Origin of the sequence: Paraburkholderia sp. SIMBA_054 (genome assembly GCF_046534875.1) — a bacterium.
GTDB classification, from domain to species: domain Bacteria; phylum Pseudomonadota; class Gammaproteobacteria; order Burkholderiales; family Burkholderiaceae; genus Paraburkholderia; species Paraburkholderia hospita.
Genome location: NZ_JAWRXV010000021.1, coordinates 141,321 through 152,742, shown reverse-complemented (window position 1 = coordinate 152,742; position 11,422 = coordinate 141,321). Strand labels below are relative to the sequence as shown.

General features: G+C 59.6%; 8 protein-coding genes and 2 pseudogenes. 7 read left to right on the top strand and 3 right to left on the bottom strand.

Features of this window, described 5'->3' with window-relative positions; all coding sequences use genetic code 11:
* The first annotated feature begins 7 nt into the window (after positions 1 to 7).
* The 4 genes from SB822_RS25340 to SB822_RS25325 all read left to right on the top strand — a co-directional run bounded on the left by SB822_RS25340 (position 8) and on the right by SB822_RS25325 (position 3,670).
* Positions 8 to 382 carry a DUF485 domain-containing protein gene (locus SB822_RS25340; RefSeq protein ID WP_007741133.1) on the top strand — a complete coding sequence of 125 codons (375 nt, stop codon included), beginning with the start codon at positions 8 to 10 and terminating at the stop codon, positions 380 to 382.
* Entirely contained in the window at positions 375 to 1,961 is a 1,587-nt protein-coding gene (locus SB822_RS25335; RefSeq protein ID WP_410855886.1) for a cation acetate symporter, read from the top strand. The genes SB822_RS25340 and SB822_RS25335 overlap by 8 nt, the downstream gene beginning before the upstream one ends.
* Before the next feature lie 136 nt (positions 1,962 to 2,097).
* Complete coding sequence (locus SB822_RS25330) at positions 2,098 to 2,601, top strand: DUF302 domain-containing protein (RefSeq protein ID WP_236674178.1); 504 nt, start codon at positions 2,098 to 2,100, stop codon at positions 2,599 to 2,601.
* A 40-nt stretch (positions 2,602 to 2,641) separates the two neighbouring features.
* On the top strand, positions 2,642 to 3,670 hold the full coding sequence (locus SB822_RS25325) for an NADP-dependent oxidoreductase (RefSeq protein WP_410855885.1): 1,029 nt from the start codon (positions 2,642 to 2,644) through the stop codon (positions 3,668 to 3,670).
* A 385-nt stretch (positions 3,671 to 4,055) separates the two neighbouring features.
* Here the strand turns inward: SB822_RS25325 and SB822_RS25320 are convergent, their stop codons facing one another.
* Positions 4,056 to 4,874 (bottom strand): alpha/beta fold hydrolase, encoded by an 819-nt coding sequence (locus SB822_RS25320; RefSeq protein ID WP_410855884.1) that lies wholly within the window; start codon positions 4,872 to 4,874, stop codon positions 4,056 to 4,058.
* A gap of 341 nt (positions 4,875 to 5,215) precedes the next feature.
* Between SB822_RS25320 and SB822_RS25315 the strand changes: the two are divergent.
* Positions 5,216 to 6,134, top strand: a pseudogene (locus SB822_RS25315) (LysR substrate-binding domain-containing protein).
* A 376-nt stretch (positions 6,135 to 6,510) separates the two neighbouring features.
* Here SB822_RS25315 and SB822_RS25310 read toward each other — a convergent pair.
* Positions 6,511 to 7,206 (bottom strand): substrate binding domain-containing protein, encoded by a 696-nt coding sequence (locus SB822_RS25310; RefSeq protein WP_410855898.1) that lies wholly within the window; start codon positions 7,204 to 7,206, stop codon positions 6,511 to 6,513.
* Between the two features lie 84 nt (positions 7,207 to 7,290).
* A pseudogene (locus SB822_RS25305) lies at positions 7,291 to 7,416 on the bottom strand (LysR family transcriptional regulator); the annotation flags it as partial.
* A gap of 105 nt (positions 7,417 to 7,521) precedes the next feature.
* Here SB822_RS25305 and SB822_RS25300 point away from each other — a divergent pair.
* Positions 7,522 to 8,637 carry an NADH:flavin oxidoreductase gene (locus SB822_RS25300; protein WP_039902417.1) on the top strand — a complete coding sequence of 372 codons (1,116 nt, stop codon included), beginning with the start codon at positions 7,522 to 7,524 and terminating at the stop codon, positions 8,635 to 8,637.
* Positions 8,638 to 9,633: 996 nt separating this feature from the next.
* Positions 9,634 to 11,367: an FAD-dependent oxidoreductase gene (locus SB822_RS25295; protein ID WP_410855883.1), complete on the top strand. Its 1,734-nt coding sequence runs from the start codon at positions 9,634 to 9,636 to the stop codon at positions 11,365 to 11,367.
* The last annotated feature ends 55 nt before the right edge of the window (positions 11,368 to 11,422 follow it).

Below are 11,422 nucleotides of genomic sequence, written 5' to 3'. Positions count from 1 at the left end.
ACCCGACATGCAATCGATGGAATCAATCAACGCGGAATTCGAGAGGCAAAACGTGACGAAAGTCAGATCATCCGGCTCGTCACTCGTCGAGAAGACGCAAGCGCTCGCAAAGTTCCGGAACCGCTTCGTATGGTCATTGCTTTACACCTCACTGGGAATCTATTTTGGCCTGTTGATCGCAGTGCTGGAGTTTCCTGGCGCGATGTCCGTATCCGTCTACGGCGAACTCAACCTTGGACTGCTTGCGGTAGTCATTCAGTTCGCGCTCACGATCGCTACCTTTTGGGGCTACTGCGCATGGGCCGAGCAAACCTACGACCCGAAAGCGGCCGAACTGCTTCGCAGCGCGTCTGCACAACCGGACGGTGATCGACATGAATAACCTGATCAGTCATGGCGGACTCAGAATCATCGCCTTCGTGGGATTCATCGGACTCAGCCTCATTCTGACCGGATGGAGCGCCCGCCGATCGCGCGGAACCTCCGGCTTTTTCGTGGCCGGACGCAATCTGTCGCCGGTTCAGAACGGCCTCGCGCTGGCGGGAGACTTCATGTCCGCGGGCTCGTTCCTTGGTGTGACGGGCCTCGTTTCCCTGTTCGGATTCGACGGCATCGTCTACCAGGTTGGCTTCATCGCCGGATGGATCATGATCATGCTGATCGTCGCGGAGCCGGTCAGAAATTGCGGCAAATACACCCTCTCGGATGTGGTCGCACTCCGCTTGCGCAGCCGCGCAGTACGAGCGGCCACATCGGGTTCTTCATTGATCATTTCGTTAGCCTATCTGCTCGCGCAACTCGTCGGCGCTGGCGCGCTGGCCAGTCTGCTATTGCCGATCGGCGCCAACGCCGCGATCGTGCTGATCGGCGTACTCATGATCGCGTATGTGCTGTTTGGCGGAATGGTGGCCGCGACTTACGTGCAGATCGTCAAGGCCGTCCTCGTCTGGACTGCCGGCGCGGTGCTCGTGCTGCTTGCTCTGGCGCATTTCTCCTTCGACGTGGGCGCGCTATTCAACAAGGCACGCCTGTCATCGCTGCACCCAGCGCAGTACTTCGTGCCCGGCGGCTACTTCAAGGACCCGCTGGATACGCTGTCACTCACGCTCGCCCTGGCGTTGGGCACAGCAGGCCTGCCGCACGTCATGACCCGTTTTTACACGGTGCCGTCCGCCGTCGCGGCGAGAAAGTCAGCGAAAATCGGCCTGATCGTGATGACGTCCTTTGCCGTCATGATGATCGTGCTCGGGTTTTCTGCCACCGCGATCGTGGGACCGGCGGCGATTCTCGCGACACACAGTTCAGGAAACAGTGCCATCACGTTGCTCGCCACGACACTTGGCGGCGGTGCGGGTTCTGCCGGTGGCGAACTTCTGCTCGCGTGCGTTTCGGCAATTGCTTTCGCAACCATTCTCGCCGTCGTCTCGGGCATCATGATTTCCTCGGCCTCGACCATTTCTCACGACATCTTCGGCCATCTCCTCTCGGCGTCGCGCGGCAAGGAACGTCGGCAGGTCGTGATCGCGAAGATCGCCACGATAGTCTTCGGTATCGCCGCCATGGGACTCGCGCTGCTCGTGAAGACCTTCAATGTCGCGTTTCTCGTAGGGCTCGCGTTTGCCATCGCGGCAAGCGCAAACTTGCCCGTGGTTCTCTTCTCGATGTACTGGCGGCGTTTTACGGATCGAGGCGCAGTGGCCGCGGTACTCGCCGGCACCCTTTCCTCGATCGGCCTCGTGCTGCTGGGTCCGGCCGTTATCGGAGCGAAAGGCATCATCTTCAAGGATTCCACCCCGCCCTTCTGGCTCTCGAATCCCGGTCTGTTCAGCATTCCCGTGGGCTTTATCGCGGGCTGGATCGGATCGGTCACGACACGTCAGAACACCGGCGACGGCTCCTTCGATGCGCAGCAACTTCGAATGCTAAGCGGCCTTGGCGCAGAAGCCGCGTCGAAACACTGACGCGAGAGCGCTCAAGCCAACTATCTGTCCAACATGGAGACACCCAGTGATTCACTTACGTACTGCCGCTTCACGACTTGCGTTGACTACCGCCGCCATTGCTGCGATCAGCATGAGCGCGTTCTGTGCGTCCGCGATGGCGGCGAGCGTCGAGGTATCGGAAACAAAGACGATTATCGATCATGTGACCGTCTCGTCCAGCAAACCTTATGCGCTCGTCAAACAGGATCTGGAGAGCCGTCTTGGTCGACTCGACGATCATATCCGCACGCTGCTGAAGCAGGACAAGGTCGACGAATTGCGCACCGCCCTTCAGAAAGCCGCTGGCAACGACGGGCTTGTGATCCACTACATTGGGCTGCATGGGGACTGGCTCGTGCTGAAAGGACAGCGCAGGAACGGCACCGAGTATTTCACCGGCAACATTCTCACCGCGACTGAAATGACCAGCGTCAATATGGCGGCGGGACTGTACGCGCCATTGCGCATCATGGTGTACGAGAACGCACAGGGTGGTACGACGATCGAGTACGATAAGCCTTCGACCCAACTCAGCCAGTTCCACAGCGCCCAGATCGACGTTCAAGGCCGCTCACTCGACGATCGACTGGCGAAACTTTGTGCTGCGGTATTGCAATAGAAACAGACGGGCCGGCGTGCTGACGGCCCGGATATCCACCATGACCATAGCCACGTTCAAACAGATCGTTCTCGCCTCTCGTCCCGATGGACAGCCGACCGTCGACAATTTCCGTCTTGAGCAAGCCACGCTGCCGGACACGCCACCGAACGGGCTGCTGCTTCGTGTTTTGTACCTGTCGCTCGACCCGTACATGCGAGGCCGGATGGATGCGCGCAAGTCGTATGCGCCGGCGGTCGAAATCGATCACAAGATGGTCGGGGAAGCCGTGGCCGAGGTGATCGAATCCAGACATCCCGACTATCGCGCAGGTGAACTCGTGCTCGCTCCAACCGGATGGTGCGACTATGCGGTGATCGACGGTACGGGAGTGCGCAAGGTCGACCCCGCTCTCTCGGCACCTTCAGCCCGGCTCGGCGTGCTCGGCATGCCGGGATTCACCGCGTACGCCGGCCTCATATTGATCGGCAAGCCCAAACCCGGCGACACCGTCGTGGTTGCGGCGGCCAGTGGTCCCGTCGGCTCGCTCGTCGGACAGCTCGCGCGGATAGCCGGGGCGCGGGCAGTCGGCATCGCCGGCGGTTCGGAGAAATGCCGCTACCTGCTGGACGAACTCGGCTTCGACGCCGCGATCGACCATCGCGCGCCTGACATGGCCGAACAGTTGGCTGCGGCTTGTCGGGATGGAATCGATGTGTACTTCGAGAACGTCGGCGGCAAGATATGGCAGGCAGTACTGCCTCTGCTCAACCGCTTCGCGCGTGTGCCAGTGTGCGGCCTCATCGCGCAATACGGCGGCGATCGGAATAACGCCAACGACCAGCTTGCGGCCACGATGCGCCAGATACTGACAAAAAGCCTGCTGGTGCGAGGCTTCATCAACTACGAGTTTGCCGACGAACACTATCCCGAGTTTCTGCGTATCGTGTCCGACGGTATCGGCGAAGGACGGATTCGTTACAAGGAAGATATCGTCGAAGGTCTGGAGAAGGCGCCAGCGGCATTTCTCGGCATGCTGGAAGGACATAACTTCGGCAAGGTTATTGTGCAGGTCGCGCCAAAGCCCTGATCCTTCTAGCAGATTGACGATCAACTGACTCAAGCGGGCGCCGTCCAGGATACTGACTAGCGATGACGGGCGTACGCGTAAGGATAAGAACCTGTTTCTTAACGGCTGAGTTGTGGTTCCGGCGGGATGGCTTACTGGCCAGCCAGGCAGTTCACGAATCAGGTCCACGTCATTACCCATCCTGAACGCAAATTCAGAGGACGATATGCCTCGGTCCCTTATCACGGCAACCTGCCGCGCGATGCGCGCCGACAGACCGATATTGGCCGCATCGGGTCCGACAGCGAACGCTCGAAACCGACCCGAAGCGGACACGTAGGTCGAGTGGCGCACCCGTGGAGCGCGCCACTCGAATTGCCTGGTTCTGGTTCAGGCTGGCGTCCCGTCAGGATTTGATGAACTCGAGAAGGTCGGGGTTGAGGACGTCCGCGTGGGTAGTCAGCATGCCGTGCGGGAAGCCAGAGTATGTCTTCAGCACACCGTTCGCGAGCAGGTCGACCGCGCGGGGCACCGAACTGGCGAACGGGACGATCTGGTCGTCTTCGCCATGCATGACCAGTACCGGCACAGTGATCTTCTTCAGATCTTCGGTGTAGTCCTCCAGCCAGGAGAATACGGTCTCGTAGTGGGCCTGGGCGCTGCCGGCCATGCCCTGGCGCCACCAGTTCGCGATCACCGCCTCAGACGGCTTGGCGCCGGGACGGTTGAATCCATAGAACGGACCCTCCGGGACTGCCCGGTAAAACTCCGACCGGTTGCCAAGCACGCCTGACTTAACCGCGTCGAACCACTCCCGCGGCTGACCTGCAGGGTTCGCGTCGGTTTTCACCATGTTCGGCGTCAACGAGGCCACCAGCACTGCCTTGGCGACCCGCTCCTGGTGGCGAGCGACGTAGCGGGCCACCTCGCCGCCGCCGGTGGAGTGCCCGATGTGGATCGCGTCGCGGACGCCGAGGTGTTCGGTCAGTGCAGCGAGGTCGGCGACCCAGTGGTCCATGTCGTTGCCGGTGCCGACTTGCTCGGACCGACCGTGCCCACGCCGGTCATGGGCGATCACCCGGTAGCCGTGGTGAAGGAAAAACATCATCTGGGCGTCCCAGTCGTCGGCCGACAGGGGCCAGCCATGGCTGAAGACGATCGGCTGACCGGACCCCCAGTCCTTGTAGAAGATCTTTACGCCGTCCGGAGTGGTGATCGTAGGCATCGCTGGTACCTCCTATAAGAGATTGATTGAAGTGTTGGTGCTCCGCGAGGCATCGAGAACGCTGCCAGCGGCTTCTTTCGAAGTCTTATTTCACAATGCGCATCTGAAAACGTGCGAGCGGAGCGCACTCCGACAACGCTGCGATGGAGTGCCGTGGCAAAACACGATGCTAAGCTTGGAATCTATAGACATTGCCCTCTCCTTCCAGGATTCGACTCGTTTGACTGCGGTGCTTCCGTCGATGCATAGACGGAAGCTACTGCAAAGATAGGCGTCCCTTTCCCTGAGGACAAAGGCTTTGTAAGACTTTACCTATGCCTTGAAGGCATATCGGAGATCCAATGGAACTTCGACATTTGCGATATTTCGTTGCCGTTGCGGAGGAAGGCAGCCTATTGACGGCCGCTCAGCGGAGACTGCACACGTCGCAGCCGTCGTTGAGCCGGCAGATTCGCGACCTGGAATCCGAAGTCGGTGTGAAGTTGCTGGAGCGCCAGGCACGTGGCGTGGCGCTCACCGCCGCCGGGAGAGTTTTCCTTGATCACGCGCGCCTGGCGCTGTTGCAAGTTGAAGCGGCTACTGACGGCGCGCGGCGGGCGGAACAGCCGGAAAAGCCTGTCTTGTCCATGGGTTTCCTTGCCGGGCAGGAAGTTGGTGTGGCTACCCCATGCTCTACGCATCCTCCGGGAGGAGGCGCCTGAGGCCGAAATAACGCTGTGCAGTCAGTCCTCCCCAGAACTTGCTCTCAGGCTGATGCGAGGGAAACTGGACGTTGCCTTTCTTCGCCCGGAGACGCAAACCTCTGGCCTGTCCTTCAAGTTCTTGGCAAAGGAGCCCCTGATCGCCGTGCTGCCGGCGGATCATCGCCTGACGTCACGCAAAAAGATTCGGCCGCAGGATCTTGCCCGCGAAATTTACGTCAGTTCAGCGAGGACGTCTCCGGTATTGAAATCCGTGATTGAGGATTACGCATCGAAAGTCGGGATCACGCTCAGGGCGGAGTATGAAGGCGAGAATCTGCCGTCGGCAATGTCACTCGTCACGTCCACGGGTGGCGTCACGCTTATCCCCCTGTATGCGCAAAATATGCTGACACCGAATGTTGTTGCCCGGGCGCTTGACGACGTGCCTCCGACAATCGATCTCGTCTTGGGATACAACAACGCAAATACGACTCCATTGCTCCTTCGGCTTTTATCTCGTGCCGACGAGTTGGTCGCAAACGTTCAAAATCAGAGCATCATCCGATATGCCGCCTAGGTAATGGGTGCGCGCCCGTTGCCCCGGCGATTTTGTGCTGGGAAGGGCCGTCCTGGAAGCATCCGTTCGTGGCCGGATATCGATCTACGCCAATCGCGAAGCACCGGCAGGCGCCGACCGTGAGTAGGCCGTGGTCACGTCGAACGCGGCATCCCGCGCGGGTTATTCTATTTCGACAGGACGACATGCTTCCCGTGGGGCACGGCGACGTGCTCGGTGCCCGGCGCCGTCCGATCGACGCGTGACAGCAAGGCCTCGCCTTACCCTAACAATGTGGGAGACAGAGATCGAATGGCCGCTTTGCCGGACTGCGCCGCCGTCTGAATGTCAGAGTGGCACAAAACGCGAGTGACCCTTCATGGCCGAATCCGGAACCTCATGACGGTGCGCGACCGAGGCTTCGACCAAGCTCGGCGATCTGATTTCGAAGTGCGTCAAGAAAAACACTCACCCGGTTCGGCACATAACGTCGGCTCGGCATGACGGCCCAGACCGACAGATCCTCCATCGTCGCGTCCTCCAGGTGAATCTGCTCCAGCGACTTGTCGGCCAACTGTCGAAATACGTCCCAGTAGGTCAACTGGGCAAGTCCCAGCCCTTGCACGGCAGCCGTGCGTGCCGCTTCGACGCTGGTTGTAGTGACGTAAGCGTCCACGTGCTTGCGTATCAATGCTCCGTTCACGATGAGCGGCCACTGCCTCACCGCGCTCAACCGGATGCAGGCGTGATCGTCCAGTTCGGAAACTCTGGCAGGACGCCCATGCTTCTTCAGATACGCGGGCGCCGCACAGATCAGTCGAGGGTTTGGCGCGATCTTCTTCGCCACCAGTTCGGAATCTTCCAGCGGCGCAATCCGCAACGCCACGTCAAGCCCCTGTCCCACGATATCGACCTGACGGTCAGACAGATCGATATCGATACGAAGGTCAGGATTCGCTTCCAGTAAAGCGGGGAGCATCGGTAACACGACCGACTGCCCGAAACCGCTTGGAGCCGTCATGCGCAGCACCCCCGACGCACTGCCCGGTGATGGGCCGAGTTCGGCTCGCGCGCCCGTCTCTGCGTCTGCCATCGCTCTGGCATACGGGATGAAAGCTTCGCCCTCGGCGGTCAAGGTCAGCGATCGGGTCGTCCGATGAAAAAGGCGCACGCCAAGATCTTCCTCCAGCGCCGCTATCCGTCGTGACACCTGCATCGGCACGACGTCGAGTTGTCGGGCCGCAGCAGACAGGCTTCCCGCCGATGCGACAGCCAGAAAGGTTCGAACGTCTGGAAGAAGCATCGTTTATATCCAAAAGTGTTAGAGCGGCTTCACATTCCCATGTCTGTTTCCCGGTGCTCGTGGCGCCTACCATGCACTCACCTTCTCTTCGACGCGAGCAGCAAAATGACCGATACGACTTCCCTGATCCTTTCCCCATATCAACGCGACGGCATCGCAGTGAGAAACCGCCTTGCAGTCGCCCCGATGACCCGCATTACCGCCACCGAAAACGGTCATCCGACGCAGACCATGTTCGACTACTACCTGCGCTTTGCGGAAGGCGGCTTCGGTCTCGTGACAACTGAGGGAATCTATACCGACAAGGCGTTCTCGCAAGGATACCGGTTTCAGCCGGGCCTGGCGGACGACGAGCAAGCCCGGGGCTGGACGGCTTTCATCCGGGACATGCAGAAGCGGGGCGCGCATGTCGTCGCACAGCTCATGCATGCAGGCGCGCTGAGTCAAGGCAATTTCTATCGAACGGGCACTGTGGGACCGTCAGCAGTGCGTCCTAAAGGCAAGCAGATGGAGTTCTACTTTGGCGAGGGCCTCTACCCGGAACCGAGGCAGATGACAGCGCGCGAAATTGATGAGGTCGTAGAGGGCTTTGTGAGCGCTGCCCGGCGCGCTGTGAATATCGCAGGCTTCAATGCGGTGGAGATTCACGGCGCCAATGGCTATCTGCTCGACCAGTTCCTGACGGCAGAGACCAATCGCAGAACAGACCGTTGGGGCGGAGACACGAATGCGCGCGTCCAGTTGCTCGCCGACGTCGTAAAGGAAGTGAAACTGGGCATTGGAAACGCAGTACCCGTCGGCATTCGAATCTCCCAAGGCAAAGTCAATGATTTCACGGCGAAGTGGCCGGGTGCGCGAAGCGATGCCGAAGTGATCTTCGGCACGCTGGCCGCTGCAGGCGCAGACTTCATTCACGTCACTGAACACGAAGCGTGGCAGCCTGCATTCGAAGGCGAGACAGATAGCCTCATCGCGCTGGCCCGTCGCTATGCACCGGACGTCACGATCCTTGCGAATGGCAACTTGCATACAGCGGATCGAATCGCCAACGCATTGGAAAACGGTGCAGATCTGGTGACGATAGGACGCGGCGCGCTAGCCAACCCTGACTTGCCGAAAGTGCTGTTGCAAAAACGTGAACCCAGAACATTCGATGGTTCGATTCTTCAACCGGTAGCGAACATCAAGGAGGCCGAACTGTCCATGCGGACGGTCGACTGAACAAGAGCAACGTCCTAGTCGGCTTTCGTGTCAAAAGCTCCGTGAGCGCAGTCGTCTCACATCTGACCTTCATCGAGAGTTTGAGACACCTTCCGCCATATGTGGCTGCGAGAAAGGGCAAGATAATCGGACGAGCGCTCAAGGAAGGCGAACCAGCCAACCTTGACGCGCTCACCGCCTGTCAAGCCCAGACAATATCGTCGTTGGCGGCCCTCTAGGGCGTCCGCGGTGCAGTTCCGTGACCGACCCGAAACCATCAGTCAAAACACTGACTCAGGCAAATAATACCGAACGTTTCATCCGCAAAGCAAAGACTTAGTCTGTTCTTATGGATCAAACGAATAGTCGCCTCGCAGAGTATCACGATACGTAATAGCGCTCGTTTTTCCCGTTAATTGATCACCGACATCAGTGTCCCTGCGAAATAGATCTGAAAAATTCCGCAACGCAATCGAGCAGATATCTCGATTCCGTTGCTTCACTATTCGGGAGACCTGGCATCGCGAGCCGATTCGATGACACTTTGGATGCGCGGCATTCGCCAGGTCGATAAGATTACGCGTTGAGACGATCCAAATCCTGCTTAACGGCGTGCGTGTGAGGCATTTTTCGTCGATTGTTCCTGCACGCGTCAAGCGACGTCATGACGCCCGCTTCGACCCGATGGCAAACAACGGCCTCTCGTCAAGGGCACGCGAATGGCCCGCGTTGGCATGGTATGGGGAATCGGAGGATGGCTGCCGCTCCATTTCCTCGGCAAGATTGGCCCCGAGGCAACGCAGACCTGCGGGACCGCATCAAAGCTGAGTTGCGCACCACCTTCCGCAGCGAGTTCCAAGCCGAAAATTTCACTCAGCAGCGCCCTCTCGCTTGAGATGCTTCGTTCAGGCTGTTATCGGCAGCCGAAGGTCGTCAGTCATTGGTTCGTTCAGATAGCGACGCGCTTGACCGTGTCGGCCGCAGTTTCACTCGCTAGCCGCTGGAGGAGGATGAGTGATGAGCAACGAGTCCATACCGGGCGGCGCTACGCCCTTCCCTCGGCCCGCAGAAGGCGAGACCCGCAGCGACGACGATACGGTGACCGACGCCCCGTTCGTGCGCAGTCATCCACGCCTCCAGCAACTGTTTCCCATCCTCACGGAAGCTGAAATCAGCAGAGTTCGGCGCTTTGGCAGAGTGTCGCGCTACCCCAAAGGCACAATGATCTATCGCGTTGGAGAGCGCACCCCGGGCATGTTTGTGCTGCTGTCGGGCAAGATCCGGGCTGTCGCCCGCGATGGCCTCGGCCGCGAGCAGATCATTCACACTTTCACGCACCGCGGCGAATTCACCTCCGACGTGAACCAGTTTTCGAACAAGCCTTCCTTCGTGGATTCTTGTGTCATTGAAGATGTCGAAGCTGTGTTGGTCCGGCCCGACGACCTCAGTCCGCTTCTGATCGGTGAAGCCGAGCTGGGCGAAAAGATCATGCGCGCGCTGATTCTCAGGCGCTTCGTTGCAATGGAACGCGTGAACGGCGCCGTTCTGGTCGGCGCGCCCGGGAATCCCCGGCTGCTCGCGTTGCAGAATTTCCTGCGCCGAAACACGTATCCAAACGTCACACTCGATGCGGAACAGGACGCCGATTCCGTCGCGCTACTCGAAGGACTGACACCTCATCGGGATGACTTTCCGCTCGTTGTCTGTCCAAACGGCACGGTGCTGCGCAACCCTGATGAGGGGCAACTTGCGTCGTGTCTTGGACTGATTCCCGACTTCGACCCGGCCCATGTCTATGACGTGGCAATCGTCGGCGCGGGTCCCGCTGGACTGGCGGCAGCCGTCTACGCAGCATCCGAGGGATTGTCGGTCGCGGTGCTCGACTGTCGCGCACCCGGTGGCCAGGCCGGCGCGAGCGCACGCATCGAAAATTTTTTCGGTTTCCCTACGGGCATCACGGGTCACGCGCTCGCGGACCGCGCTTTCGTTCAGGCGCAGAAGTTCGGTGCGCATATCGGCATCCCGTGCGAGGTCAAGGCGTTGTATTGCGACAAGCAACCGCCCGTCGTGGAGCTTACCAATGGCCATCGAATCACCGCGCGCACTGTGGTCATCGCGACGGGCGCAGAGTACCGGCGACCCGTCGTCGAGGATCTTGAGCGTTTCGAAGGCCGTGGCGTCTATTACTGGGCTACGCCGATCGAAGCAAAGCTATGCCGCAAAGAGCCAGTGTTGCTGATCGGAGGTGGTAATTCGGCGGGACAGGCTGTCGTGTTTCTCGCATCACACGCCGAGCATGTGCACATGTTCATTCGAGGCGCGAAGCTCGAGGACAGCATGTCGCACTACCTGATCGAGCGCGTCCTGGCGCTGCCGAACGTGACGGTTCATACGCGGGTCGAACTCACCGCGCTCGAAGGAACCGAGCGTCTCGAACGTGTGCACTATCGCGGCGCCGGGGGAATCGAAGGGAATATGACCATCCATCACCTGTTCGTATTCATCGGCGCGGATCCCAACACGAGCTGGCTCAACACATGCGGCATCTCGCTCGACAACCACGGTTTCGTACGGACGGGCATCGATCTTCCCGATGCGAACATGCTGTCGATATCGTTGCAGACGAGCGTCGAAGGTGTTTTCGCGATTGGCGATGTTCGCTCAGGGTCGACCAAGCGTGTCGCTTCGGCAGTGGGTGAAGGCGCGGGTGTGGTGGCGCAGATCCAGGGTTTTCTGTCCCGCGTTTATTGAATGACCTTGCAGGGTGCAGCGAGATAGCAGAAGAACGAAAACAGACACGCGCAGG

Coding starts and splice junctions, on each gene's coding strand:
- SB822_RS25310 (WP_410855898.1), bottom strand. CDS start 7,206: ATGGCAGACGCAGAGACGGGCGCGCGAGCCGAACTCGGCCCATCACCG.
- SB822_RS25330 (WP_236674178.1), top strand. CDS start 2,098: ATGGCGGCGAGCGTCGAGGTATCGGAAACAAAGACGATTATCGATCAT.
- SB822_RS25325 (WP_410855885.1), top strand. CDS start 2,642: ATGACCATAGCCACGTTCAAACAGATCGTTCTCGCCTCTCGTCCCGAT.
- SB822_RS25340 (WP_007741133.1), top strand. CDS start 8: ATGCAATCGATGGAATCAATCAACGCGGAATTCGAGAGGCAAAACGTG.
- SB822_RS25320 (WP_410855884.1), bottom strand. CDS start 4,874: ATGCCTACGATCACCACTCCGGACGGCGTAAAGATCTTCTACAAGGAC.
- SB822_RS25300 (WP_039902417.1), top strand. CDS start 7,522: ATGACCGATACGACTTCCCTGATCCTTTCCCCATATCAACGCGACGGC.
- SB822_RS25295 (WP_410855883.1), top strand. CDS start 9,634: ATGAGCAACGAGTCCATACCGGGCGGCGCTACGCCCTTCCCTCGGCCC.
- SB822_RS25335 (WP_410855886.1), top strand. CDS start 375: ATGAATAACCTGATCAGTCATGGCGGACTCAGAATCATCGCCTTCGTG.